Here is a 24,878-nt window from a genome sequence, read left to right on the forward strand (position 1 = left end):
GCGGCCGATGCACGAAGCCGCTCCGACGCGCCGCACCTTCACGGTCGCCAGCTACAACATCCACAAGGGTGTCGGCACCGACCGCAGGCGCGATCCGGGGCGCATCCTCAATGTGCTGAACGAGGTGGGCGCGGACGTGGTGTGCCTGCAGGAAGCCGACCTCAGGTTCGGCACCCGCGCCTCGGTGCTGCCGCGCTTTATGATCGAGAGCCACACCGACTACGTCCCCGTGCCGCTCGACGTGCAGCACGATTCGATGGGCTGGCACGGCAACGCGATCCTCGTGCGGCAGGGCATCGCGGTGGAGCACCACGACATCATCCACATCCCCTGCCTCGAACCGCGCGGGGTGGTGACGGCGACGCTCGGCCTCGGCGATGCCGGACTGACGGTGTTCGGGATGCATCTCGACCTGTCGGGCCTGTGGCGGGTGCGCCAGGCCCGCGCGATCGCGACGCTCGCCGATGCGGCCCGCAGCGCGCGGCCCACGGTGCTGATGGGCGATCTCAACGAATGGCGCGCGGCCGCCGGGTGCTTTCGCGAATTCGGGCGGCATTTCGCCCTGCTCGATCCCGGACCGAGCTTCCCCAGTCGCCGTCCGCTCGGCAGGCTCGACCGGATCCTGCATTGCGAGCGCCTGCGGGTGGAGGACTGCGGGGTGCACCGCAGCGCGCTTGCCGCCGCCGCCTCGGACCACCTGCCCGTCTGGGCGCGCTTCGCCCCGGCCTGAGCGGGGTCCGCAAAAAAGGCCCCCGCCGGTGAGGGCGGGGGCTTGAAGTCAGGGGCCGGAGGGCCCCTCGGGTCGCAAGGCCTTGATAGCATGTCCCTGCGGACAGGCTCGTGACAAATGCTGTTAGGCGGCGCTGCGTGCGCATTTTCGGGAAGGGGGATATGTCGGGCCGCCACCCTTGCCCCTGCGCGCGCCATCGGGAATCCCTTTCCCCATGGCGATTCTCTCCGACAAATGGATCCGCGCTCAGGCGCTCGAACACGGCATGATCGAGCCCTTCGTCGAGGCACAGCGGCGGGACGGGGTGATCTCCTATGGCCTCTCGTCCTACGGCTACGACGCGCGGGTCGCGCCCGAGTTCAAGATCTTCACCAATGTCGATTCCTCGGTGGTCGATCCCAAGCAGTTCGATCCCAAGAGCTTCGTCGACCGCGAGACCGATGTCTGCATCATCCCGCCCAACAGCTTCGCGCTCGCCCGCACGGTGGAATATTTCCGCGTGCCGGAGGACGTGCTGGTGATCTGCCTCGGCAAGAGCACCTATGCGCGTTGCGGGATCATCGTGAACGTCACCCCGCTGGAGCCGGGCTGGGAAGGGCACGTGACGCTCGAATTCTCGAACACCACGCCGCTGCCCGCCAAGATCTACGCCAACGAGGGCGCGTGCCAGTTCCTGTTCCTGCGAGGCAACGAGCGCTGCGAGACCAGCTACAAGGACCGCGCCGGAAAATACATGGGCCAGCGCGGGGTGACGCTGCCGAGGCTTTAGGGCAACCTTTCCTACAGACAGCCAGACCGGTTAGCCTCGGGGGTCTTCGCGTCCGAAAGGCCCTTGCTGCTGTGATGAAGGCCCCGCTTCCCTGTCCGTCCGCCTCGACCAACGACGCGCAACGCACTGGTATAGTTAGCCAATACCACGTTGCATCAAGTGGACACGGTGTCCGCTTTGTCCGCTTTTCCACGTCTGGACTTGCCGATTTGGTCTGGCCCCGTGCGGCGGTGCGTGGCAACACGCCAGCCAAAGGAGAGCATGCATGAGCACCCGCGAATTCGACATCATCGTCTATGGCGCCACCGGCTACACCGGGCGGCTGGTGGCGGAGTATCTCGCCAGCCATTACGGCAGCCGTGACGATGGCCCCAAGTGGGCGATGGCCGGGCGCAGCCTCGCCAAGCTGGAGGAAGTCCGCGACCTGATCGGCGCGCCCGCTTCGACCCCGCTCGTCGTCGCCAATGCCGATGACGATGCCGACCTCGAAGCCATGTGCCGGCGCACCCGCGTGGTCCTCACCACCGTCGGCCCCTACCAGCTCTATGGCGACAAGCTCGTCGCCGCCTGCGTCACGACCGGCACCGACTATGCCGACCTCTGTGGCGAGCCCGCATGGATGGCGGCCAAGATCGCCGAGCATCAGGCTGCCGCCGAAGCCTCCGGCGCGCGCATCTGCTTTTCGAGCGGGTTCGATTCGATCCCCTTCGATCTCGGCGTGATGATGACCCAGAAGGCCTGCGTGGAACGCTTCGGCAAGCCCGCCCCGCGCATCCGAGGCCGTGTCGGCGCGATGCAGGGTACCTTCTCGGGCGGCACCGCGGCGAGCCTCGGGGCGACGATGAAGGCTGCCGCCAAGGACATGTCGGTGATCGCCACGCTGCGGAACCCCTTTGCCCTCACCCCGGGCTTCGAGGGGCCGGACCAGCCCTCGGGCATGATCCCGAGCTACGAGGACGATCTCGGCAAGTGGTCCGCGCCCTTCGTGATGGCGCCGATCAACACCAAGAACGTGCACCGCACCAACTTCCTGCTCGGCCACCCCTACGGCAAGGATTTCCAGTACGACGAGATGATGCTGACCAGCCCCGGCGAGGCGGGCAAGGCGGCGGCCAATGCGGCGCTCGAATTCATGAAGAACCCCTTCGGCGCCAAGCCCCCCAAGCCGGGCGAAGGGCCGACCAAGGAGGAGCGCGAGAACGGCTTCTACGACGTGGTGTTCGTGGCCGACATGCCCGATGGTCAGCGGCTCCAGTATGGCGTGAAGGGCCGCTACGATCCCGGCTACGGCTCGACCAGCCGGATGCTCAGCGAAACCGGGATTGCGCTGCTTTCCTGCACCAAGCCGGGCGGCATCGGCACGCCGGGGGCCTTCCTCGGCGAGGATCTGGTCAAGCGGCTCGAGGAGCACGCCGAGCTGACCTTCGCGGTCGAAACGTAAGGTTGCGTAGGCTCCGGCGGGTGGGGGAACCTGCCGGGGGCCTGCGGTGTTGAGGCAGGTGGAGGGGCGTCGCTGCGACGAAAGGCCTGCCCCCGTGACCCTGCTTCAGATGCAAGTGCTGATCGCGCTGCTTTCCGCCGCCTCGCTGCTTTCGGCCGCCTGGCTTGTGCTTCACGCCCGCGACGTGGCGCTGCTGCTGCGCCCGGTCTTCCCGTTGGTGCCGGGCGAGGGCCGGCGGCTGGCGAGCTTCCGCGCGGTGAGCGCCGCGATCACGGTCTTCGGCTTCAGCCTTGTCGGCGAGGTGTGGATCGTGCTGCGGGCTGCAGGTTTCTAGCGCCCATGCAAAAGGGGCAGCCGGACACCAGATCTCTCTGGCCGACTGCCCCGATTGCGACCCTCGCGGGGAGGGTAAGGCTCAGAAGCTGAGGCGCACGCTCGCCCGGAAGTTCCGCCCGATCAGCGGGACGAAGTCTTTCGTGAAGCTCGCATGGCGGCGGCCGTTGACATCGAAGATGTTGTCGGCAGCGACCAGCACGGTCACGTTGCGGTTCTGCGTGAAGGGCCGCCAGGCAACGAGCGCGTTGACCAGCGTGAAGCTGTCGGTCGGCGTCTCGAAGGCGGTCACGCGGTCCTGTTCGCCGAACCACTGCACCTCGCCGCGCACGTCGAAGGCATCGGTCTGGGCCTCCAGCGCGCCCAGCAGCGCCAGCGGCGGGATGCGCGGCACGGCGGTGCCGTCGGCGAGCTCGGCCTCGGTGTATGAGGCGCGCAGGTCGGTCATCAGGCGGAAGCTCCCGGTGTCGATCACCGGGTAGTTGAGTTCGGCCTCGAAGCCCCAGAAGTCGGCATCCTGCTGGAGATACTGGAACACCGGCAGGTCGTCCTCCTCAGCGCCGGTATCCTCGAGGAAGATGTAGTTGTCGAACCACTGGCGGTAGGCGGTGAGGTTGAAGGTCCCCGCACCGATGCTGCCGCGGGCATAGGCCTCGAGGCCCCACGCGCGTTCGGTCCGAAGGTCCGCGTCGCCAACCTCGAAGGCCTGGGTGGCGATGTGCGGTCCGTCAGAGAACAGCTCCTCGGCGCTCGGCGCCCGTTCGGCGCGCGAGCCGTTGATGCCGATGCGGACACCCTCGATGCCCTGGTACACGAGGCCGAGCGCGCCCGAGAAGGTCTCGTAGTCGCGCGCGATGCCGACGGTCTGGGCCTCGACGTCGGTGAATTCGGCGCGGGCCGCGGCCTCGATCTGGACCGAGCCGGTGCCCCACTCCTGCAGGGTGAAGACCGCGAGCTGATCGGTGAGGTTCGGCGGGACATAGGCTTCCGCCCCGACGGCGCTGAAATCGCGGTGCAGGAACTGGACGCCGGTCGCGCCGCGCAGCACGCCGGCGGCGTTCTGCACCAGCTCTGCACGCGCTTCGATGCTGGTGCTGTCGAACACGGTGCCGACCTCGCCCGGGCCCTCGAACTCGGTGTGGGTGTAGTCGGAATAGCCGACCCGCACCTTCAGCCGCTCGAGCGCCCCGTCGCCGAGGTAGATGTCGCCCTTGAAGTCTGCGCGGAACTGCTGGAGGTCGATGCGGACGTTTTCTTCCTCCTTCTCCTCCTCGCCGCCGTGGTCTTCGCCTTCCTCGCCGCCGTGCTCATGCTTGAGGCCGGGGCGTTTGATGACGCCGTAATTGGTATCGTACCAGCCGATCGCAGCGCCGAAGGTGCTCTCGCCGAGAATCAGGCCGAGACCGGCGTTGAGCGTCCAGCTCCGCATGTCGCTGTTGGGCACGAAGCCGCGCTGGTCGGCGGCCTCACGGAACTCGGCGGCCTCCTCGGGTTCGCCGTCGGCGATCTTCTCGGCGGCCTCTTCGAGCAGCTCCTCACGCAGCTGGGGCGAGAGCTGGAAGCCGCCGATGTCCATGTTGCCGGTATCGCGCCACGAGCCGTCGAGGTGGAACACGAGATTCGACCCGATCCCGGCATCGAGGCTCGCCGCGCCGGTGCGCAGGTTGGTCGCGCTGTCGATCCCGGCGAAGGCATCGAGGTGGAACGCCTCGTCCGGCATCCGGGTCGGGATGCGCTTGTCGATCACGTTGACCGCCCCGCCGATCGCCTGGCTGCCGTAGAGCAGCACGGCGGGGCCGCGCAGCACCTCGATCCGCTCGATCGTGATCGGCTCGATGGTGGTGGCATGGTCGACCGAGGTGTTCGAGACGTCTGCCGTGCCGACGCCGTCGACGAGCACGCGCACGCGCTCGCCCTGCTGGCCGCGCAGCACCGGGCGCGCGGAGCCGGGGGCGAAGCTGGTCGAGGAGACGCCGGGCAGCTTGGCGAGAAGGTCGCCGATCTGGCCGTTCACCGCGTCGCGCTGGACGTCGGCGATCTCGACCACGCTGGTGCCGGCGAGCACGTCGAGTTCCTTGAGGCCGGCGGCACTCACGATGATCTCGCCCGTGGTGGCCGTCTGGCGGTTGTGGAGATCGTCCTCGGGCGGCGTGCTGCCGGTCTGCGCGGGCTGTGCCGCGGCCTGGGCCTCGGCATCCGTCGCGGCGGTATCGGCGAGCGCGGGGGTCGCGGACACGGCGAGGCCGAGCACGGTGGCAAGGGCAAGGCGGGAGGTTGCAAGGCGGATCTTGCGGTCGGTCATGGTGTTTCCGTTGCTTTCTAGGGGTTACGTTGATGTAATAACGTATCACGCGCCTAGCGCGGCGCGCGCCGGATGCAAAGAGAAAATGGGCAGACTGTCGACTGGCGCCGACGGGCTGCGACCGGAATGCAACAACCCGCCCTGCCGGGGACGCGAAAAGGCCCGGCCGCTGCGGGGCGACCGGGCCTTTGGATGGTCTGCCGGCGGTCAGAAGGTGATGCGCACCCCGCCCGTGTAGCGGCGGCCGAACTGTTCGAACTCGATCGTCAGGTTGTCGGTGAACGGGGTCGGCGTGCCGGTCGCGGTCAGCAGGTTGCCCGGCTCCGAATAGCGACGGCCCGGCTGGTCGAGCAGGTTCGAGGCGTCGAAATAGATCTCGAAGTTGCGGTTGAAGGCATAGCGCATCGAGAAGTCCATCTCGTCGTCCGCCGCCCAGTAGGTGTCGCCCGCGTCGGTCAGGTCGTTGGCGATGCCGTCGAGCCAGGTGCTGCGGCGCTGGTACTGGAGGCGGGCCGAGAAGCCGTATTTCTCGTAATAGCCGCCGATGTTGTAGACCACGTCCGAGGTGCCCGGCAGGCGCACGGTGCGCGCGGGGATGGCGGTGGCGCCGGTCCCGAATGCGGGCTTGGTCGCCTCGCTGTCGTTCAGCGTCAGGTTGGCGGTGATGCCGAAGCCGCCCATCCAGCCGGGCAGGCCGAGATCCTCGGTGAAGGGTTCGAGCTGGAGCTGCGCGGCCATTTCCACGCCGATGATGCGGCCCTCGCCTGCATTGGCGATGCCGGAGAAGATGTAGCCCGAACGGTCGACACCGCCGAAGTTCAGCGCATCGGAGTTGAAGGTGCGCCGGTCGGTGTAGAGCACGTCGCGCACGTCGCGGTAGAACACGCCGATCGACATGAAGCCCTGCGGCATGATGTACCATTCGAGATAGCTGTCGAGGCCCCACGAACGCTCCGGCCGGATCGCCGGGTTGCCGCCCGAGATGGTCTCGTTGGCATCGTTGATCTGCACGTTGGGGCGCAGCAGGTCATAGTCGGCCCGTGCCGCGCCGGTGGTGTAGCCGATCCGGAATTTGCCGTTCTCCGAGACGTTGTAGTTCACATGGAGGCTGGGGAAGAACAGCGTGTCGGCGCTCTCGGCGGTTATGCCGGTGGCGATGCCGCGGTTCTCGACCCGCTCGACGCGCACGCCGCCGACGATGCTGCCCCAGTCATAGCGCAGGGTGCCCATCAGGAAGCCCGCGTAGATCGTCTCGCGCACCTCGTAGTCCTCGTCGACGAGGCGGGTGAAGGGGAAGTTCGCGCGCGCGGCGTCTGCCACCTGCTCCACCCGATCGATGTCGAAGTAGCGGAAGGTGTAGCCCATCGGGATCTTGCCCTGGAACGGCAGGTCGATCGAGAAGGCGTTGTAATCGGTCGGGGCGCCGATCGTGGTGAACTGCGCCGCGGTGGTGAGCTGGATCTGCTCGTTGACCGATTGCTTGGTGCGCTGGTCGTACTGGAAACCGGCCTTGAAGGTCGCGTTGCCGCCGAGGAATTCGGTGTCGTAGGCAAGGATCGCGCGCCCGGTGTAGGCGTCGGTGTCGTCGACAAGATCGGCGACGCGGAATTCGGACAGCGGCTTGGTGAAGGTGTCGATCGCGGTCACCGCGGCGCCGCGCTGGAAGCGGGTCGGCCCGGAAAGCTGGAGCGTGTTGAACAGCTGCGGCGTGTTGCGCAGCGGGTTGGTGAAATCATAGGCGATGGTCGGGCGCAGGGTGCGGGTCGAGGGGCTGTTGAAGCGTCCCTCGCCCACCACAGAACGATCATCGCGCGAGCGGGTGTAGTTGCCGAGCCATTCGAAGCGCAGGCCGCTGTCGCCGAAGGTGTGCTTGCCTTCGATGGTGTTGGTGAAGATCGACTGCGCGAAGTCCCGCAGGGTGGCGCGCTGGTTGATGTCGATGCCGTAGACCGTGCCGATCAGCGGGGTGTTGCCGATGCAGATGTCGGCATAGCCGGTGGTGGTCGGCGACGGGTTCACGGCGACATCGCAGGGCGCACTGTTGGCGACCAGATCGCCCTGACGGTCGTCCATGTCGAAGATGTAGTTGTCGCGCGCCTCGAAGTCGGTGAAGATCGTGTAGACCGAACGCAGCGAGATCTCGTTGTCGTCGTCCGGGCGCCAGTCGAGGCGGCCCGAGACCGACCAGTTCTTGCGGGTCAGGCGGTAGAGCTTGTTCTCGGTCTCGCGTGCCCAGAAGCGGCTGCCCGCGCCCTGGCGCTGGTCCTGTGTCACGCGCTCCCAGTCGATCTCGAAATTGTCGGTGATCATGTTGCGTTGGTAGTAGCTGCCCGAGACGAGCAGGCCGATCTCGCCGAGACCGCCGACATTCCAGCGGTCGGAGAGGACGAGGTTGGCCTCGTATTCCTCGCGGTCGCCGAGTTCGGCGATCCCGCCGCCCGCCTTCCCGAAAGCGCGCATGCCCGGATAGTCGAAGGCCGATCGGGTGATGATGTTGACGTTACCGGCGACGGTCTCGCCCGGCATGTCCGGGGTGATCGCCTTGGAGACGATGATCTGCGAGGCGATCGCCGAGGGGATCGAATCGAAGCGCGCATCGCGGCCTTCGGGGCTGACGACGTTGATCCCGTCGAAGCTCAGCGTGGTCCAGTAGTTGGGCGCGCCGCGGATCGAGATGTAGCGCGCCTGGCCCTGGTCGCGTTCGACCGCAAGGCCGGGCAGGCGGCCGGTGGCCTGGGCGATGTTCTGATCGGGCAGACGGCCCACCGAGTCGGCCGAGAGGACCGAGACGAGGTTGTCCGAGAGGCGCTGGATGCGCAGCGCCGCGGCTTCGGATTCGGCGATCGGCCGGGTGCCGTCGACGATGATCTCGCCTTCCTCGTCGACCAGCGCGGAATTGTCCTGCGGTGCCTGCTGTTCCTGCGCGAAGGCCGCGTGCGGGATCGCGGCGACGGCGGCAAGCATGATCGCCTTGCGCGAGAGGCGAAGGCTGGGCGATTCGGTCTTGAGCATGGGAAGCCCCCTGTTGGCTTGTCGGATCGGGGGCGCCGCTATGGATATCGCGTGACACTTTGCTGACAGATCGGTGCCAATACTTGTGTCACCGATCTGCAACAATTGAAGGGATTGCCCGCCTGTTCAATAAACACGCGGAATTTCGCCATTTCGTCTGTTGTATGACAGAATGGCGGCAAATATTACACTTAATCTGGATTAAGATTTCATCGCGAATGTTGCCATTCTGCATCGGCAGGAGGATGATCCGCGGATCGCGCGCAGGCGGCCGCACACCGATGCGACGGTGTCCGGTCATGACAGCTGTGTCGGATGATCGATGGAGCGGGCGAAGGGATTCGAACCCTCGACCCCAACCTTGGCAAGGTTGTGCTCTACCCCTGAGCTACGCCCGCTCACTGGCGCTGACAGGAACCGCCTGAGCGATCGTTCCTGCCGGAGAGGCGGCGCGATTAGCAGCGCCATTCCATGCCTGCAAGCGCAAAATTCTCGCCATCGGGGGTTGATCACGCGAGGGCGACGGGCCAGCACAGGCGGGCGCTTCACATCCGCGCGAGGCGCCCCACATTGGGGCACGGGTGCGCAGCGGCGCGCGACACAGCAGGAGCAGACAACTTGGCCAGCATGGGACTGAGCATCGAGGAACAGAAGGCGGTCGAGCGCTTCCGCAAGACGGTGGTCGATCCGTCGCAGACGAAACTCGTGATCCTCGATTTCTGGGCCGAGTGGTGCGGGCCGTGCAAGGCGCTGACTCCGGTGCTCGAGAAGGTCGCGGCCGATTACGCCGACAAGGGCGTGGTGCTCGCCAAGATCAATGTCGACGAGGAACAGTTTATCGCCGCGCAGTTCCAGGTGCGCTCGATCCCGACGGTCTATGCGATGTTCCAGGGCCAGCCGGTCGCCGATCTCACCAACGCGCGCAGCGAATCGCAGCTGAAGGGCGTGCTCGACCAGCTGCTCGCCCAGCTACCGGTGCAGGGCGGCACGGCCGACGGCGCCGCGCCGCAGGGCCCTTCGGCGGAAGAGCTCACCCAGTTCGTGAAGATGGGCGAGGAGGCGCTCTCCACAGGCGATGCCCAGCGCGCCGCGTCGATCTTCGCCCAGATCACCGAATTCGCGCCCGATAACGCGCCGGCCCATGCCGGCCTCGTTCGCGCGCTGGTGCAAATGGGCGAGATCGATCAGGCGCGGCAGGTGATGGAGGTGATCGACAGCGATCCGCGTCTTGCCGCCGATGCCGCGATTGCGCCCGCCCGCAGCGCGCTGGAACTGGCGGGCACGCGCGTTGATGACGGCGAGCTTGCCGCCCTGCGCACCGCCGCACAGGCGGATCCGTCGGACATGGATGCGCAGTTCGCCTTCGCCGAAGCCGCCTTCGCCGCCGGCAGCCGCGACGAGGCCGCCGATACCCTCCTCGCCATGATCGCCGCCGACCGCGAATGGAACGAGGGCGCGGCGCGCGCCAGGCTGCTCAAGATCTTCGAGGCCACGGGGCTCGAAGACGAATGGGTGGTCGGCGTCCGCCGGCGCCTGTCTCGCGTATTGTTCGGATGACGAAACGACTTGCCATCTTCCCCCTGACGGGCGCGGTGCTGTTCCCGGGCATGCAGCTGCCGCTCCACATCTTCGAGCCGCGCTACCGCGCGATGGTCGGCGATGCGCTGATCCGCGACCGGCTGATCGCGATGATTCAGCCCCAACGACCCATGGAGGGCGCGCCGCTCTACCGCGTGGGCTGCGTAGGGCGGATCGGCGAGATCCAGGCGATGGACGACGGGCGCTACAACCTCATCCTCGAAGGCACCGCCCGGTTCCGGCTGGTGCGCGAGCTGGAGGTCGCCACCGCCTATCGCCAGGTCGAAGCCGACATCTATGACGAGGCCGAGGACGAGACCCTCACCCACGCCCAGCGCGGCGGGTTCGAGCGCGAGGCGCGGGCCTTCGCCGACGCCCAGGGCTATTCGGTCGACTGGGATTCGGTCGAGCGGCTCGACGACCGTTCGCTCATCAACGGCGTCTCCCAGATCGCGCCCTTCGATCCGGCCAGCAAGCAGGCGCTGCTCGAGGCGGAAACGCTCACGGATCGCTGCGAATTGCTGGTCCAGTTGATGCAGTTCTACGGCCGCCACGACGGCGGCGAGGAAATCGTCACCCTGCAATAGCGGGGGCGTGCCGGCCTCAGCCGTAAAGCCGAAGGTCGACCGGCGCGCTTTCGGCACTGGCAGGCGCGGTGCGGGTGAAGACTGCCGTGCGCTGGGTCAGCCGGGTCACTTCCTGCCGCAGCAATTCGCTCGCCGCGCTTGATTCCTGCGCCATCGCGGCGTTCTGCTGGGTGTCGCGCTCAAGCGCCGAAACGGCCGCGTCGACCTCGTCGAGATGCCGCGCCTGCGCGCTGGAGGCGGCGGCGAGGTCCTCCACCCGCTGGCTGACGCGGTCGATGATCGCGATCATCTCGCGCAGGGCATTGCCCGAGGACGCCACCTGCTGCGACCCGTTGGCGATGCTCTCGCCGCTCCTGGCCATCAGTTGCTGGATCGCGGTGACCGCCTCGGAGGACCGCTGCGCCAGTGCCCGTACCTCGTTGGCGACGACGATGAAGCCCTTGCCCGCCTCGCCCGCGCGGGTTGCCTCGACCCCGGCATTGAGCGCGAGGATGTTGGTCTGGAAGGCGATGTTCTGGATCAGGTCGGTGATGTTCGCGACCTCGGCGAAGGAGGTCTGGATCTGCGCCATCGCTTCGATGGCGGTCTCGACGATCTGGCGGTTGCTGGTCGCGTTCTGGCGGGCCAAGGCGACCTCGGCATTGGTCTGCTGCGCCAGTTCGGAACTCGACTGGATGCCCTTGTTGGTGCGCTGGAGCGCGGCAGCGGTTTCCTCCAGCGTCGCGGCCTGGCGGGCGGTGCGTTCGGACAGGTCTGCGGCGGCCTCGTTCACCTCGCTGGCGCTGCGGTGGATCTCGTGCGCGGAGTGCACCACCGAGTGGATCAAGTCGCGCAGTGCTGCCTGGGCCTGGTTGAAGTCCATGCGGATGCCCTTGTAGGCCTCGGCGAAGAGGGTCTCGATCGGCTCGTCGAGATTGCCGCCCGCCATCGCGCTCAGCTTCTCGCGCAGGACGCCGACGATCCGCTTGCGTTCGGCATCGGCCTCCTGCGCCTCGATCGCGCTCTTGCGGAACACCTCGATCGCGCGGGTCATGGTGCCGATCTCGTCACGGCTGTGGTGCTCGCGCCGCCCGGCCTCGAGATCACCGTCGGCCATGCGCTGCATCGTTTCGGCGGTGCTCGCGATCGGCACGATCACCTTGCGGCGAAGCATGACGAGCGCGCCGCCGATGCTGGCCAGCACGATCGCCACCACGAGGACAAGCCCGGCGAAGATCGCCGTCAGCGTGCCCTCGGCGCTTTCCTCGAGCTCCTTTTGCCGCTCGGCCGCACCCTTGACGAGCGCGTCGATCCGGTCGCGGTGCCGCAGGTATACCGCATCGAGCGCCGTCAGCGCGCGCGTCTTGGCCTCCACGTCGCCGGCCCGAGCCGCCGGGATCAGGCGTTCGTCGACGATCTGCCAGAAGGCGGCGCCATCCTCGGCGATCGTGGCGGCGATGCCGGCCTTGAGTTCGGGATCGAGATCGGAGGCCGCCCAATGCTCGCCGCGCTCGCGCCACTGGCGTTCGAGCACCTCCAGCTTCGCGGCGAAACCCTCGACCTGATCGGGCGAGCGGGCGACCAGATTGGCGACCAGGTAGGCTTCGACCAGATAGGCGGGCGGCGGCAGGATGTCGGCGTTGAACTCGTGCAGCTGCTGGTTGACGCGGTGCATCTCGCCCCCGAAGCGGACGGTGTTGATGCCGAAGGCGCTGAAAACGATTGCGAAGGCGAGGATGCCGAGCAGCGCGAGGCCACCCCTCTGGCTCGTGTGCTGGATGCTCATCGACGGGCGGCCCGGTTGTTCCTTGCAGGGAGTTTCGACGCGAGACTCGTCGCCCTGTTAACCGGAAAGGATTGAGGAGGCCGCGCTCCGCTATCCGTGAAGGGCCCTAGCCGAACAGCCGCCCGGCCACCGCGTCGAGCTTCGCCATCAGTGCCGGGTCGTGCTCGTCGGGCGCGGTGATCACGGCATCGTCGAGCGCGGTGTCGATCGGGGAGGGCTCGCGCACCTCGGGCAGGGCGGCGATGAAGTTCTTCACCATCGCCCGGGCGAGCGCGCCGTTGGCCTGCATCTGGTGGACGACCTCGGCCACATCCACGGCCTCGCCGTCCCGCCAGCAATCATAGTCGGTGATCATGCCGACGAGGGCATAGGGCAGCTCCGCCTCGCGGGCGAGCTTGGCTTCGGGCATGGCCGTCATCCCGATCACGTCCGCGCCCCATTGGCGGTACATCCGGCTTTCGGCGCGGGTCGAGAATTGCGGGCCTTCCATCGCGAGATAGGTCGCTCCCACCGCGACCTTGCCCTTGGCGGCGGCGATGGCCTTCGCAGCCATGTCGGACAGGCGCGGGCAGACCGGATCGGCCATCGACACATGGGTGACGAAACCGCTGGTGAAGAAGGTGCTGGGCCGCGCCACGGTGCGGTCGATGAACTGTTCGACGACCGCGAAGCGCCCCGGCTCCAGTTCCTCGCGAAGGCTCCCCACCGCGCTGATCGCGAGAATGTCGGTGCAGCCGGCGCGCTTGAGTGCATCGATATTGGCGCGGGCGTTCAGTTCGGTGGGGCTGATCGGGTGCCCGCGCCCGTGGCGGGGGAGGAAGCGCACCTTCACCCCGCCGAGCGTCCCGCACAGGATCTCGTCCGAAGGATCGCCCCACGGCGTCTCGATCGCGATCCACTGCGCGTCCTCGATGCCGTCGATGGCATAGAGGCCCGATCCGCCGATGATCCCGATGCACCATTCGCTGGCCATGCGTGGCTCTACCCTCTTTTGCTCGCTCGGGGCCTTAGGTCAGGTCGAAGCGGCTGGGCAAGGCCTTGCGGATGATCCTGTCCGCAGCCTGGTAGGGGCCGGAGATCTCGGGGAGCGCGAACATCGCGGCGAAGTGGCGTTCGAGCGCGGGCCACGACCCGAGCGGCATCTCCGCCACCAGTGCGATCTGGAGCATGACGTGGGCGACGGTGATGTCGGCAATCGACAGCGCACCGCCGGCGAAGAACGCCGCGCCCGAAAGCCGCGTTTCGAGCACGTCGAACAGCGGCGGCATCTGCTTGGACCAGGTCTCGCGCGCCTTGTCGAGCCCGGGCTCCTCGCCCTTGGAGACCGCGAAGAAGATCGGCCGGAAGATGCCGAGGCCCCCCGCCATCGCCAGCGAGGTGTCGGCGAATTCCTCGATGAACAGGGCCTCGCCATAGGCCATGGGCTCTGCCGGATAGAGCGCCGGTTCGGGGTGCTTCTTCTCGATATAGGCGCAGATCGCCGAGGAATCGGGGATCGTCCCGCCGCTGCCCTGCTCCGCCACGCTGCGGTCGCGCAGCACCGGGATGCGCTTCATCGGCGAGATGTCGACAAACCATTCGGGCGGAGAGAAGACATTCACCGCCTCGACCTCGTGGGGGACTCCCTTCAGCAGGCACAGGCTCGCCACCTTGCGTACGAAGGGCGAAACGGGGCTGCCGTAGATCACCAGATCGGGGCGGGGGTCGGTCATGCGCGTGGGCTCCTCTCGTCGGTCTCCGGCCGCTTCCATAAGCGAGGCTGCGAATAGCGCAATCGTCAGGTGATCGCGCGCGGGCGGCTCGCTAGTCTGGACGGCAAAGCAGCGATTGCGTTTTCGGATGCAACGCGCCAACCTTGGGCGAGAGAGACGAGTCCCCCATTCGTTAGAGAGGAACGAACATGGTCACCCAGTACAAGAACCTGATCGGCGGCGAGATGATCGCGACCGACCGCTGGCTCGATGTCGTCAACCCCGCCACCGAACAGGTGATCGGGCAGGTCCCGGCCTGCGGCAAGGCCGAGCTCGACAAGGCGGTGGCCGCCGCGCGCGCCGCGTTCAAGACCTGGAAGAACACCCCCATCGAGGAACGCCGTGCCGCGATCATGGCGATCTCGGGCGCGATCAAGGCCAATGCCGAGGAGCTCTACCGCCTGCTGACCAGCGAGCAGGGCAAGCCCCATGATCAGGCCCGCGGCGAGATCTACGGCGCGGCCGGGATGGCGGCGGCGCAATCGACGCTTAGCCTCGACGAGGAGATCGTGCAGGACGACGACACCCGTCTCCACCGCGTGCGCCGCGTGCCGGTAGGCGTGGTCGGCGGGATCGTGCCGTGGAACTTCCCGGTGATGATGGCGATCCAGAAGATCGTCCCCGCGATGCTCTCGGGCTGCACCATCGTCCTGAAGCCTTCGCCCTTTACCCCGCTCACCACCCTGAAGATCGCCGAGCTGATCGCCGGTGTGGTGCCCGCGGGCGTCGTCAACATCATCACCGGCGAGGACGACCTCGGCCCGATGATCACCAGCCACCCCGATATCGACAAGATCACCTTCACAGGCTCGACCGCGACGGGGAAGAAGATCATGGAGGGCGCCTCGGCCGACCTCAAGCGCATCACGCTGGAACTGGGCGGCAACGATGCCTCGATCGTGCTCCCCGATGCCGATCCCAAGAAGGTCGCCGAACAGCTGTTCTGGTCGAGCTTCTCCAACGCCGGGCAGATCTGCGTGGCGGCCAAGCGCGTCTACATCCACGAGGACATCTATGACGAGCTCAGCGCAGCCATCGTCGAGTATGCCAAGACGGTGAAGGTCGGCGACGGCAGCGAGCAGGGCACCGGCGTCGGCCCGATCCAGAACAAGAAGCAGTACGACCGCGTTCTGGAGCTGATCGAGGACGCCAAGTCGAACGGCTACAAGTTCCTGCTGGGCGGCAACGTGGACCCGTCGGGCACGGGCTACTTCGTCCCGCTGACCATCCTCGACAACCCGCCCGAAGATGCGCGGATCGTCGCCGAGGAGCAGTTCGGCCCGGTCATGCCGCTGATGAAGTTCTCGAGCGAGGAAGAGGTAATCCAGCGCGCCAACAACTCGGAATACGGCCTCGCCGGCGCGGTGTGGACCGGCAATCCGGACAAGGGCGTCGAGATCGCCGAGCAGCTCGAAACCGGCACGGTGTGGATCAACGAATATCTCCACCTGTCCCCGTTTGCGCCCTTCGGCGGGCACAAGCAGTCGGGCTTCGGCGCCGAATACGGCAAGGAAGGTTTGAAGGAGTTCACCTACGCACAGGTGATCACCGTCAAGAAGGACAACGTCCCCGCCTGATCCGGTGGCGGTAACGGTTGAAGAACTGAGCGCCGGGCTGGCGCGGGTGTGTGCCCGCGCCGGTCTCGGCGCTTTGTCTTTGGCGCCGCAGCGCCTGACGGGCGGAGCGGTGATGGAGAGCTGGCGGTTTTCTGCGGGCGGTTCCGATTACGTCCTGCGCCGCGCGCCGAGCCTCGCCTTCATGGAGGGGCGGCCTTACGGGCACCACGTCGAGGCGGCGCTGATCGAGGCCGCGCGCGCCAAGGGTGTGACCGCGCCCGAGGTGGTGGCGGTGCTGGAGGAGGCGGACGGTCTCGGGAGTGGGTTCGTCATGCGCGCGCTGCCGGGGACGGCCGATCCCAAGGTGATCCTCGGCTGCGACGATCCCGATGGGCTGCTGCGCGAGGCGGCGCGAGATTTGGCCCGCATCCATCGGCTGCGGCAGGACGATGTGCCCGAGGGCGTGCCGGTGATGGACTATCGCGCTGCCATCGCCGACCTCAAGGCGCAGTTCATGACTGCGGGCGGTGATCGCCCGATCATCGCGCTCGGCCTGAAGTGGCTGGAGGACTATTGCCCCGCGCCGGTCGAGCCCGTCCTCAACCATGGCGACTACCGGATGGGCAATCTGCTGGTTGAGGGCTCGAACCTCACCGGCGTGCTCGACTGGGAGATCGCCCATTTCGGCGACAGCCACGAAGACCTCGCCTTCGGCTGCATGGCCGTGTGGCGCTTCGCCCGCTACGACCGGCCCGCGCTGGGGCTGGGTTCGATTGAAGATTACCTCGCCGCCTACGAGGCCGAGGCGGGCGTCACGGTCGATCCCGCCCGCTTCCGCTTCTGGACGATCTATCGGACGGTGTGGTGGGCGCTCGGGTGCCTCAAGATGGCTGCCCAATGGCGCTCGGGCGCGGACCGGATGCTCGAACGCGTGGTGATCTCGCGCCGGACCAGCGAGCAGGAATTGGATCTGCTGCTGCTGCTGGAGGAGGATGCGCCGGAGGTGGAGTTGGCGCGCGAAGTCTGGGATGGTCCAATAGAATGGCGCCACCGCGGAGAAGCATCCACATCGGAAATTGCGACGGCCATCAGCGAATGGCTCGCCACCTTGAAAGACAAGCTTACTGGCCACGACCGCTTCCAGCTCGCGGTCGCACGCAACGCACTCGGAATGATTGCGCGCGAACATCAGGACATGATCAGGGTCGATATCTGCGACGAGGGACTTTGCCGGGACATATTGGACGGCGAGAAATCTCTGAGCACCGAGGGACTGCTTAGTGATCTGCGTGCCGACGCCCTACGAAAACTGCGCAGCGACGTCCCCAAGTATGCAGCGCATGCTTATGCGCGCAAAAAATGGACCGGAGAGAACTAATGGACTTCGCCATCCCCGCCGACCTGCAAGCCTATCTCGACGAACTCGACGCCTTCATCGCCGCCGAGATCAAGCCGCTCGAGCAGCAGGACGACAATATCCGCTTCTTCGACCACCGCCGCGAGCATGCGCGCACCGACTGGGAGCGCGGCGGGCTGCCCCGGCACGAGTGGGAGGAGCTGCTCAAGGAAGCCACCCGACGCGCAGACAAGGCGGGCCATTGGCGCTTCTCCGCCCCCAAGCGGTACGGCGGCAAGGACGGGGCGAACCTCTGGATGGCGGTGATCCGCGAGCATTTCGCGCGCCAAGGCCTCGGGCTGCACAATGACTTGCAGAACGAGCATTCGATCGTTGGCAACTTCCCCTTCGTCGCCATGTTCGACCAGTGGGGGACGGAGGAACAGAAGCAGGAATTCATCCTCGGCGGGTTCGAGCGCACGCGGCGCGTCGCCTTCGGCCTCACCGAGCCGCACCATGGCTCGGACGCCACCCACATGGAGACGCACGCGGTGCGCGAGACCCGTGACGGGGTCGATGGCTGGCTGATCAACGGCGAGAAGATGTGGATCACCGGCATGCACGTCGCCACCCATTGCGCGATGTTCGCTCGCACGGCGGGCAAGGCGGGGGATGCGAGCGGGATCACCTGCTTCCTTGTGCCCAACCCCACCCCCGGCCTCGAAATCGAGGAGTGGATGTGGACCTTCAACATGCCCACCGATCACCCGCGCCTCAGCGTCACCAATGTCTGGGTGCCCGATAGCGCGATCCTCGGCGTCGAAGGCCGCGGCCTCGCGCTGGCGCAGAGCTTCGTCCACCAGAACCGCATCCGGCAGGCGGCCAGCTCCTGTGGGGCGGCGCTCTACTGCATCGATGAAAGCGTCAAATACGCGCGGGAGAGAAAACCCTTCGGCGAGGAGCTGGCGCGCAATCAGGCGATCCAGTTCCCCTTAGTGGAGCTGGCGACGCAGGCGGAGATGCTGCGCCTGCTGATCTTCAAGACCGCTTGGGAGATGGACAACATGCCCCACGAGCAGATCGAGAAGACCATCTCGGACAAGGTCTCGATGTGCAATTACTGGGCGAACCGGCTGGTGTGCGAGGCGGCGGACCGCGCCATGCAGGTCCACGGCGGCATCGGCTATTCGCGGCACAAGCCCTTCGAGCACATCTACCGCCACCACCGCCGCTACCGCATCACCGAGGGCTCGGAGGAGATCCAGATGCGGAAAGTGGGGGCGTATCTGTTCGGTTATCTCGGGCCGAAGCGGGGGATGTACGGCTAAGGCTTGCGCCGCCACCACCCCGCCAGCAGGCTCCCGATCAGAACGTGCCACACCGCCGAGATCGCCGCCGGAACGGGCGCGAGCGCGGCCTGTTGCAGGCTTGCGAATTGCGCGGCGAAGGCCGGGGTTTTGGCAAGGCCTGAACCGAGGCCGGAATTCTGCATCCCCACCTCGATGCTGATCGTGCGCGCCTCCACCTCGCCCAGCTTCAGCACGCGCGCCAGCACATAGCCCAGCGCAAAGCCCAGGGAGTGGAGCAGGAAGGTCGCCAGCAGCAGCACCCCGGCGTGCTCCATGATCTGCGCCTTGGAGCCGCCGACGATCCCGCCGACGATCAGCACCACCAGCACGATGGCGATGAGCGGCAGCACGCCGTTCACCGCCTCGGCCGCGCGCGGGAACAGGCGGTTGAGCAGCGTTCCCGCCACCACCGGCACCAGCACCACGCTGACCATCTGGACGAGGAGGTTGAGCCGGTCGATCTCGACGTAAGCGCCCGCCAGCCAGCCGGTCAGCAGCGGGGTGAGGATCACCGCGGCCAGCGTCGAGGCCATGGTCATCGCCACCGACAGGGCCACGTGGCCGCGCGCGATATAGGTGACGATGTTCGACGCCGTGCCGCCCGGACAGCAGGCCACCAGAATGAGGCCCACGGCGAGCCCCGGTTCCAGCCCGAGCACCTTCGCCACGGCAAAGCCCGAGAGCGGCATCACAGTGTATTGCAGCGCCACCCCCGCCACGAAGGCGCGGGGCATTCTGGTGAGGTTGCGGTAATCCTCGAAGGTCAGCGTCAGGCCCATGGCGAGCATGATCGTACCCAGCGCGAGGCTCAGCAGCGGCTGCCCGGCGAGGCGGATGCTCCCGTCGGTCATCCAGGTGAAGGCGGGCGGGAAAAACCACGCCAGCGCCACCCCCGCCAGCGTCAGGATGGCGAAATTGTTCGTGATCGTGCGCAGCATGGCCCGGTGGTTCCCCCTCGGCGATGCCCTAGCATCATCGGAGGCCCCCGCCAGCCCCGCTATCCGCATCGGGGCGTCAGGCGGCCTCGAGCAGCGTGCGCAGGTCCTTCAGCGCCTTGGCCCTGAGCTGGTGGACGCGCGGCACGCTGACCTCCAGCACGGCGGCGATTTCGGTGAGGTTGAGCTCCTCGACGAAGAACAGCTGGAGCACCAGCTTCAGCCGGTCCGGGAGCTTCACCATCGCCGCGATCAGCCGCTCGCGATCTTCCACCGCGCACAGGGCCTCGAAGGGATCGGGATCGTCGCTGGCGAAGGCGAGGTTGCTTTCGTCATAGGCGTCCTCGATCGGGGTGAGCTTGACGCCCGAGGCCTCGATGGCGAGCAGTTCGGCGTCGGAGACCTCCATCCGTTCTGCCAGTTCCCCACGGCTCGGCTCGCGGCCCAATGACCCGCGAAGCGAAGCGAGCGCCCGCTCGTAGGCCGATCTCTTTGCCCGCGCGGTGCGGCTGTCGTGGGCGGTGCGGCGCACCTCGTCCAGCATCGCGCCGCGCACCCGGATCTTGGCATAGGCGGCAAAGCCGTCCTCGGTCGGCCCCGCGTGGCGCTGGGCGCATTCGGTGAGCGCGAGGATGCCGGCCTGCACCAGATCCTCGATTTCCAGTCCCTCGCGCCCGCGCCCGTTGATGTGCCATGCGGTGCGGCGCACCAGCGGCAGGAAGCGGCGCACCCGGTCCTCGACCTCGGCACGGGAGGGGGCATAGGGCTGGACAAGAGCCCCGAAGGCGGTGTGGTCGTGCTTCATGCGGCAAGCCCCTCGGGCGCGGAGAGGACGGGCGCCTCGCTGCTTGCGCCAATGGTGCCGACCACGGCGATCGGCTGGCTGGCGGGCAGCTCGGCGATGGAGAGAACGAGGCAGCGGGGCGCGCGCAGCTTGAGCAGCGCGGCGAGCGCGCGGCGCGCCGGGGGCTGGACGATGAGCGCCAGCGCGCCGCCCTCGGCATCGGCGATGGCGTTGATCTCGCGCAGGATCATCGCCCCGCAATCGGGCTCGATCAGGGGTTGGCCGGTGGAGGGGTCAAGCATCCCGCCGAGGATCGCCGCCTCCAGTCCCGCATCGAGCGTCACGACCTTGAGCGGCTCGTCCGGCCCGGCGATCCGCGCCACCAGCCGCCCCGCGAGGTCGGCGCGCACGGCATCGATCACGGCGTCGAAATCGCTGGTCTTCTGCAAGGCCAGGGCGAGCGCGGTGAACAGCGGCTGGGGGTGGGAAAGGCCGATCCCGTCCGCCATCAGCGCGCGCAGCGTGCGGGTTAGCGCCGCGAGGGGGAGCGGGTCGGGATATACCGCCTCGACCAGCGCCGGGGCGCGGGTCTTGAGGCCGTCCACCCATTCGCGCACCTCGTCCGGGCCCAGGAGCTGATGCGCCTCGGCGAGCAGCGCCTGGTTGGCGTGGGTGGCGATGACGGTGGCGGGATCGACCACGAGGAAGCCCTCGGCCACGGCATGGTCGCGCGCGGCGGGGGCGATCCACAGGGCAGGGCAATCGAAGGAGGGATCGCGCGTCGGCTCGCCCGTCAGGCCATGCCCGGGGCGCACGTCGCCCGCGTCGATGGCGAGCAGCTTGCCAGGGCGCACGGACCCCCGCGCGATGCTCACCCCGCCCATCAGCACCGCATAGTCCTGCGCCGCCAGATCAAGCGAATCGCGGATCCGGAACTGCGGCAGCACGAAGCCGAGATCGCGCGAGAGCTGCTTCCTGATGCCGGTGATGCGGGTGACCAGAGGCGCTCCCTGACCTGCATCGACCAGCCCGACGAGGCCGTAGCCGAGCTCGATGGTCACCAGCGTGCTGTCGGCCACGTCGGCGAGCGCGATGTGATCGGGGGCGACGTCCTCGGCGGTTTCGACCACCGGCTGCGGCGCGGCGGCGCGGCGCTTCAGGTGCCACCAGATCGCCGCCGCGATGGCGGCGCCCGGCAGGAAGAAAACCTGCGGCATGGCCGGCACCAGCCCCACTGCGCCGAGGATCAGTGCCACCGGAAGCCATCCGCGCGGGTCGGCGAACTGGCCGCCGATCTGTCCGGCAAGGTCGCGCTGGTCGCTCACTCGGGTGACGATGGCTGCCGCCGCGATCGACAGCAGCAGCGCGGGCACCTGCGCCACCAGCGCGTCGCCCACCGCCAGCGTGACATAGGCCTCGCCTGCCTCGGACGCCGAAAGGCCATGGGTGATCATTCCGATGGCGAAGCCCGCGACGATGTTGACCCCGAGGATCAGCAGCGCCGCCATGGCATCGCCCTTCACGAACTTGCTGGCACCGTCCATCGAGCCGTAGAAATCGGCCTCGACGGTGACCTCGCGGCGGCGTTCACGCGCCTCGTCGGCGGTGACGAGGCCGGCCGCGATGTCGGCGTCGATCGCCATCTGCTTGCCCGGCAAGGCATCGAGCACGAAGCGCGCCGAGACTTCCGAGACGCGGCCCGCGCCCTTGGTGATGACGATCATGTTGATGATCATCAGGATCGCGAAGACGAACAGGCCGACGACGAAATTGCCGCCGACAAGAAAGGCAGCGAAGCTCTCGATCACGTGGCCGGCGGCCGCACCGCCTTCGTGGCCGTGGACCAGCACGACGCGGGTCGATGCGACGTTGAGCGCGAGCCGCAGCAGGGTCGCGAACAGCAGCACGCTGGGGAAGCTCGAGAAATCGAGCGGACGGCGGGCGTTCAGCGCGACCATCAGCACGGCGATGGAAATCGCTATGTTGAGCACGAAGAAGATGTCGAGCAGCAGCGCAGGGACCGGCAGCACCATCAGCGCGAGCAGCGCGAAGATGCCGACGGGCAGCGCCAGCGCGGCGGGCACCTGCCCGAAGCGGGCGGTCAGCGGGGCGGTAACGGCAGGGGTCACAGGCCGAGCGCCTTCAGCCGCTCATAGGCGCGGCGCACCTGCGGCGGCGCGGCGGCGGGATCGGTGCCGAAAGTGCTGCCGAGGATCTGCGACATCGGCGGCCTGCGGTCGGAACGTAGATTGGGGGACGGCAGCGAGGTCTGGGTCAGCGCCGGAGGCATGCCGGGGCCGAACACCGCCTCGTCGGCGATCAGGTAGGGGGCGGGGGTGAAGCTCGCGCCGCCGACAGGTGACCTTCCATAGTCCGCGCGTGCGAAGTTCACCGCGCGCCCGTCACTGGCGCGGCCGAGCGCCCGGTCGAGCTTGCCCTCGATCACGTCCATCACCTGCGCAAGGCTGCGCGGGCTGCCATCGGGGGCATAGAAGATGCCGCGATTGGCCGCGGCGGGGCGGGCGAAGAGCGCGGGCGCGCTCTGGTGCGGGTCGGCCTGCAACTCGGACAGGAACCGCCCCGCCCCGCCGGCACCGAGGAAATGCGCGAGATAGAGTTCGCCATGCCCCGGCTGCCGGCCGAGGATCGGCATCAGGTGCGCGCGGTTGTCCTCGGCTAGGCCCGCCGCCATCAGCGATGCAATACCGGGATCCTTGCGCAGCGCGAGGATCTCTGCGCGCCGTGCCGGATCGGCGACCCAGGCGCTGCCCGAGGCAGTGACGTCGATCTGGTCGGCAACGTGGCCCAGCCCGAAGCGGTGGCCGTGGCGCTTCATGGTGTCGAGCCATGTGCTTTCGATGAACTGGTAGAGCCCGGTCGCGCTCGAGGTGGCAGCGCGGGCGTCGGGGTCCATCGCGGACTCGACCTCGGCCTGGGCGAGAAGGTAATCGAAATCGACGCTGGTCGCGCGGGCGGCATTGGCGATCGCGGCCTCGACGGAGCCGCCCGGAGCGGCGATCTGTCGGGCGGCGGGGGCAACGCGCCCCTCCGCCCCGGCGCGCACGGCGGCATGGGCGCGCGCGGCGCTTTCGAACCCCGCACGGATCGAACCGGCGGGCAGGTTCAGCGATGTCGAGGAATGGCTCACGCGCCCTCCACCTCCTGCGGGCGCACGCGGGACTGCGGCGCCTTCCGGGGTGGAGTTTGCAAAGCGCGTGCCAGACGGGCCGGGTCAGGCCTCCGCAAGAACCCCTAGGCGCGCGCCGGGGCGTACGTGACCCGGGGCAGCCGCCGCGGCCCGCCCAGCGCCTCGATCCGCGCCGCGACATTGGCGGCGAGCAGATTGCGCACGCGGCGGTTGACCTCGTTCAGCTGGCGCGCAGTCTCGGCGAGGGTGCGGGTCTCGCCGTCGAGCGGTTGGGGGCCGATCGCCGCGATCTCGTCGCACAGCGCTTCCTTGTCCTGCGCCGCGCCGACGAGGCCGTCGGCATCGAGTGCGGCAAGCGCCTGCCGCTCGCGCTCGAGAACGGCAATCATCTGCCGCAGGGCGCCGGCCAGCGGGGTGGCAGGGACGGGCTGTGCGGCGGGACGGCGCGCAGGGACGAAGACCTCGGCCACGCTCTCAGCTCCGCTCGGGCAGCGACAGGCTGACCTGCGCGGCGATCATGGCGTCGGCAATGCGGGTCGGCACCAGCGGGTAGGAGCCGTCGCGCAGCGCCTCGCGGATCTGGGCGACACGCTCGGCATCGACCGGCGGGCTCGCCGCTTCGGCGGCGGCGCTCACCTCGAGGCTGATGCCCGGCGCCGTGCCGGGGGTGGCGGCGGCGGGAGCGGGACGGGTGCGCGCCTCGATCTGCGCGCGGTCGCCGGGGGTCACGGCGCGGGCGGCGCTGACGCTCGGCAATTTGCTCAGTTCGACAGAGGGCATTGGTCTATCCTTCGATCAGGTCTCTGTGGGCGAGAACGGCGGCGGAAAGGGCAGTTTAAGGGGCGGCGGTGCGTGCCTTTCATCCGGCGGGGATGACGGCGAGGCCGGGACGCTCGATCCGGGCGCGCAGGCCTTCGGCCTTGCGGCCGGTGCGCACGAAGATCCAGTCGCCGACGCCGCCCGCCTCCATCGCCTCGCCGGACTGCTGGACGCTGAAGCCGCGCCCGCGCACCATGATGGTGAGCGCGTCGCCGCGCTTGACGGCAGGTGCGGCGCGTCCCGCGGCGGCGGGGCCGCCCTGCGCGGGCGCGACGGCGACGAAAATGCGCCAGTTCGAAGGGCCCGGACATTCGACCTGCACCGCCGTCTTGGCCGGGGTGTGCCAGCTCACCGCGAGCGCCCCCCCGCAGGCGGCGAGCCGCAGGCGCGGATCGGCAGGCACCCGCGCGCCGCCGGGGGTGCCGGTCGCGGCGCCGGTGAAGGCGGCCACCGCGCGGTCGATCTCCGCCGGATCGGTGACGCGCGCCTGCGCCGCCGCGGGAGGATCGCACAGCGGCAGCAGCATCGGCAGGACCAGCGGCAGGAACCGCCAGCCTTCGGGCCGGGATGTGATCGTGTCCATGTGTCGGGCCTTTCGTTTCGCGGGTGCCGGGATCGGGCCCGGCGTGGAAATGGTGCCCGACCGACAGCAAGGGCCATGCCAAGCGCATCGCTACGCAGTT

The 24,878-nt window shown here is 68.0% G+C and carries 21 protein-coding genes and 1 tRNA gene; 9 read left to right on the forward strand and 13 right to left on the reverse strand.

What is annotated here, in order from left to right; genetic code table 11:
• Positions 1-7 precede the first annotated feature (7 nt).
• The 4 genes from CBR61_RS03560 to CBR61_RS03575 all read left to right on the forward strand — a co-directional run bounded on the left by CBR61_RS03560 (position 8) and on the right by CBR61_RS03575 (position 3,274).
• Positions 8-730, forward strand: a complete 723-nt coding sequence (locus CBR61_RS03560; protein ID WP_088913123.1) for an endonuclease/exonuclease/phosphatase family protein — start codon at positions 8-10, stop codon at positions 728-730.
• Positions 731-944: 214 nt separating this feature from the next.
• Entirely contained in the window at positions 945-1,499 is a 555-nt protein-coding gene (gene dcd / locus CBR61_RS03565; RefSeq protein ID WP_088913124.1) for a dCTP deaminase, read from the forward strand.
• Positions 1,500-1,764: 265 nt separating this feature from the next.
• Positions 1,765-2,940: a saccharopine dehydrogenase family protein gene (locus tag CBR61_RS03570; RefSeq protein ID WP_088913125.1), complete on the forward strand. Its 1,176-nt coding sequence runs from the start codon at positions 1,765-1,767 to the stop codon at positions 2,938-2,940.
• 94 nt (positions 2,941-3,034) lie between these two features.
• On the forward strand, positions 3,035-3,274 hold the full coding sequence (locus CBR61_RS03575; RefSeq protein ID WP_157696482.1) for a hypothetical protein: 240 nt from the start codon (positions 3,035-3,037) through the stop codon (positions 3,272-3,274).
• An 81-nt stretch (positions 3,275-3,355) separates the two neighbouring features.
• Here CBR61_RS03575 and CBR61_RS03580 read toward each other — a convergent pair whose 3' ends face one another.
• The 3 genes from CBR61_RS03580 to CBR61_RS03590 form a co-directional block, all read right to left on the reverse strand.
• Positions 3,356-5,575 carry a TonB-dependent receptor gene (locus tag CBR61_RS03580; protein ID WP_088913127.1) on the reverse strand — a complete coding sequence of 740 codons (2,220 nt, stop codon included), beginning with the start codon at positions 5,573-5,575 and terminating at the stop codon, positions 3,356-3,358.
• A gap of 207 nt (positions 5,576-5,782) precedes the next feature.
• A complete protein-coding gene (locus CBR61_RS03585) occupies positions 5,783-8,587 on the reverse strand; it encodes a TonB-dependent receptor (protein WP_088913128.1) in 2,805 nt (934 codons plus the stop codon).
• Positions 8,588-8,910: 323 nt separating this feature from the next.
• Positions 8,911-8,985: transfer RNA gene (locus CBR61_RS03590), tRNA-Gly, on the reverse strand.
• Positions 8,986-9,214: 229 nt separating this feature from the next.
• Here CBR61_RS03590 and CBR61_RS03595 point away from each other — a divergent pair.
• Together CBR61_RS03595 and CBR61_RS03600 are read left to right on the forward strand one after the other, a co-directional pair.
• Positions 9,215-10,144, forward strand: coding sequence for a tetratricopeptide repeat protein (locus tag CBR61_RS03595; protein WP_088913129.1), 930 nt, complete (start codon positions 9,215-9,217; stop codon positions 10,142-10,144).
• Positions 10,141-10,752, forward strand: a complete 612-nt coding sequence (locus tag CBR61_RS03600) for an LON peptidase substrate-binding domain-containing protein (RefSeq protein WP_088913130.1) — start codon at positions 10,141-10,143, stop codon at positions 10,750-10,752. The genes CBR61_RS03595 and CBR61_RS03600 overlap by 4 nt, the downstream gene beginning before the upstream one ends.
• Before the next feature lie 16 nt (positions 10,753-10,768).
• Here the strand turns inward: CBR61_RS03600 and CBR61_RS03605 are convergent, their stop codons facing one another.
• The 3 genes from CBR61_RS03605 to CBR61_RS03615 form a co-directional block, all read right to left on the reverse strand.
• On the reverse strand, positions 10,769-12,517 hold the full coding sequence (locus CBR61_RS03605) for a methyl-accepting chemotaxis protein (RefSeq protein WP_088913131.1): 1,749 nt from the start codon (positions 12,515-12,517) through the stop codon (positions 10,769-10,771).
• Between the two features lie 106 nt (positions 12,518-12,623).
• Positions 12,624-13,490, reverse strand: coding sequence for an S-methyl-5'-thioadenosine phosphorylase (gene mtnP, locus CBR61_RS03610; RefSeq protein WP_088913132.1), 867 nt, complete (start codon positions 13,488-13,490; stop codon positions 12,624-12,626).
• A 34-nt stretch (positions 13,491-13,524) separates the two neighbouring features.
• Entirely contained in the window at positions 13,525-14,229 is a 705-nt protein-coding gene (locus CBR61_RS03615) for a glutathione S-transferase family protein (RefSeq protein ID WP_088913133.1), read from the reverse strand.
• A gap of 188 nt (positions 14,230-14,417) precedes the next feature.
• Here CBR61_RS03615 and CBR61_RS03620 point away from each other — a divergent pair, with 188 nt between their 5' ends.
• The 3 genes from CBR61_RS03620 (at position 14,418) to CBR61_RS03630 (ending at position 18,488) form a co-directional block, all read left to right on the forward strand.
• A complete protein-coding gene (locus CBR61_RS03620; protein ID WP_088913134.1) occupies positions 14,418-15,845 on the forward strand; it encodes an aldehyde dehydrogenase family protein in 1,428 nt (475 codons plus the stop codon).
• A 112-nt stretch (positions 15,846-15,957) separates the two neighbouring features.
• Complete coding sequence (locus tag CBR61_RS03625) at positions 15,958-17,202, forward strand: phosphotransferase (RefSeq protein WP_233996835.1); 1,245 nt, start codon at positions 15,958-15,960, stop codon at positions 17,200-17,202.
• Positions 17,202-18,488: an acyl-CoA dehydrogenase family protein gene (locus tag CBR61_RS03630; RefSeq protein ID WP_172835912.1), complete on the forward strand. Its 1,287-nt coding sequence runs from the start codon at positions 17,202-17,204 to the stop codon at positions 18,486-18,488. The genes CBR61_RS03625 and CBR61_RS03630 overlap by 1 nt, the downstream gene beginning before the upstream one ends.
• On the opposite strand, the gene CBR61_RS03635 is transcribed toward CBR61_RS03630, so the two are convergent.
• The 7 genes from CBR61_RS03635 to CBR61_RS03665 all read right to left on the reverse strand — a co-directional run bounded on the left by CBR61_RS03635 (position 18,485) and on the right by CBR61_RS03665 (position 24,778).
• Positions 18,485-19,447 (reverse strand): bile acid:sodium symporter family protein, encoded by a 963-nt coding sequence (locus CBR61_RS03635; RefSeq protein WP_088913136.1) that lies wholly within the window; start codon positions 19,445-19,447, stop codon positions 18,485-18,487. The genes CBR61_RS03630 and CBR61_RS03635 overlap by 4 nt on opposite strands.
• A gap of 76 nt (positions 19,448-19,523) precedes the next feature.
• A complete protein-coding gene (locus CBR61_RS03640; protein ID WP_088913137.1) occupies positions 19,524-20,249 on the reverse strand; it encodes a sigma-70 family RNA polymerase sigma factor in 726 nt (241 codons plus the stop codon).
• Entirely contained in the window at positions 20,246-22,261 is a 2,016-nt protein-coding gene (locus CBR61_RS03645) for a flagellar biosynthesis protein FlhA (RefSeq protein WP_088915434.1), read from the reverse strand. Before CBR61_RS03645 ends, CBR61_RS03640 begins: the two co-directional genes overlap by 4 nt.
• A 92-nt stretch (positions 22,262-22,353) precedes the next feature.
• Positions 22,354-23,376 (reverse strand): transglycosylase SLT domain-containing protein, encoded by a 1,023-nt coding sequence (locus CBR61_RS03650; protein WP_233996836.1) that lies wholly within the window; start codon positions 23,374-23,376, stop codon positions 22,354-22,356.
• A 104-nt stretch (positions 23,377-23,480) separates the two neighbouring features.
• Positions 23,481-23,846, reverse strand: a complete 366-nt coding sequence (locus CBR61_RS03655) for a flagellar protein FlgN (protein WP_233996837.1) — start codon at positions 23,844-23,846, stop codon at positions 23,481-23,483.
• 4 nt (positions 23,847-23,850) lie between these two features.
• Positions 23,851-24,156 carry a flagellar biosynthesis anti-sigma factor FlgM gene (gene flgM / locus CBR61_RS03660; RefSeq protein ID WP_088913138.1) on the reverse strand — a complete coding sequence of 102 codons (306 nt, stop codon included), beginning with the start codon at positions 24,154-24,156 and terminating at the stop codon, positions 23,851-23,853.
• Positions 24,157-24,235: 79 nt separating this feature from the next.
• Positions 24,236-24,778 carry a flagella basal body P-ring formation protein FlgA gene (locus tag CBR61_RS03665; RefSeq protein WP_233996838.1) on the reverse strand — a complete coding sequence of 181 codons (543 nt, stop codon included), beginning with the start codon at positions 24,776-24,778 and terminating at the stop codon, positions 24,236-24,238.
• Positions 24,779-24,878 lie beyond the last annotated feature (100 nt).

Source organism: Porphyrobacter sp. CACIAM 03H1 (assembly GCF_002215495.1).
In the GTDB taxonomy this organism is placed as follows: domain Bacteria; phylum Pseudomonadota; class Alphaproteobacteria; order Sphingomonadales; family Sphingomonadaceae; genus Erythrobacter.

Bases quoted from the DNA above. Each gene is read 5' to 3' on its own strand.
- CBR61_RS03570 (WP_088913125.1), top strand. From the start codon at position 1,765: ATGAGCACCCGCGAATTCGACATCATCGTCTATGGCGCCACCGGCTAC.
- flgM (WP_088913138.1), bottom strand. From the start codon at position 24,156: ATGCCCTCTGTCGAACTGAGCAAATTGCCGAGCGTCAGCGCCGCCCGC.
- CBR61_RS03645 (WP_088915434.1), bottom strand. From the start codon at position 22,261: ATGGTGCTGCCGGTCCCTGCGCTGCTGCTCGACATCTTCTTCGTGCTC.
- CBR61_RS03630 (WP_172835912.1), top strand. From the start codon at position 17,202: ATGGACTTCGCCATCCCCGCCGACCTGCAAGCCTATCTCGACGAACTC.
- CBR61_RS03625 (WP_233996835.1), top strand. From the start codon at position 15,958: ATGGAGAGCTGGCGGTTTTCTGCGGGCGGTTCCGATTACGTCCTGCGC.
- CBR61_RS03600 (WP_088913130.1), top strand. From the start codon at position 10,141: ATGACGAAACGACTTGCCATCTTCCCCCTGACGGGCGCGGTGCTGTTC.
- CBR61_RS03620 (WP_088913134.1), top strand. From the start codon at position 14,418: ATGGTCACCCAGTACAAGAACCTGATCGGCGGCGAGATGATCGCGACC.
- CBR61_RS03585 (WP_088913128.1), bottom strand. From the start codon at position 8,587: ATGCTCAAGACCGAATCGCCCAGCCTTCGCCTCTCGCGCAAGGCGATC.
- CBR61_RS03635 (WP_088913136.1), bottom strand. From the start codon at position 19,447: ATGCTGCGCACGATCACGAACAATTTCGCCATCCTGACGCTGGCGGGG.
- CBR61_RS03640 (WP_088913137.1), bottom strand. From the start codon at position 20,249: ATGAAGCACGACCACACCGCCTTCGGGGCTCTTGTCCAGCCCTATGCC.
- CBR61_RS03580 (WP_088913127.1), bottom strand. From the start codon at position 5,575: ATGACCGACCGCAAGATCCGCCTTGCAACCTCCCGCCTTGCCCTTGCC.
- CBR61_RS03665 (WP_233996838.1), bottom strand. From the start codon at position 24,778: ATGGACACGATCACATCCCGGCCCGAAGGCTGGCGGTTCCTGCCGCTG.
- mtnP (WP_088913132.1), bottom strand. From the start codon at position 13,490: ATGGCCAGCGAATGGTGCATCGGGATCATCGGCGGATCGGGCCTCTAT.
- CBR61_RS03560 (WP_088913123.1), top strand. From the start codon at position 8: ATGCACGAAGCCGCTCCGACGCGCCGCACCTTCACGGTCGCCAGCTAC.
- CBR61_RS03615 (WP_088913133.1), bottom strand. From the start codon at position 14,229: ATGACCGACCCCCGCCCCGATCTGGTGATCTACGGCAGCCCCGTTTCG.
- dcd (WP_088913124.1), top strand. From the start codon at position 945: ATGGCGATTCTCTCCGACAAATGGATCCGCGCTCAGGCGCTCGAACAC.
- CBR61_RS03605 (WP_088913131.1), bottom strand. From the start codon at position 12,517: ATGAGCATCCAGCACACGAGCCAGAGGGGTGGCCTCGCGCTGCTCGGC.
- CBR61_RS03595 (WP_088913129.1), top strand. From the start codon at position 9,215: ATGGGACTGAGCATCGAGGAACAGAAGGCGGTCGAGCGCTTCCGCAAG.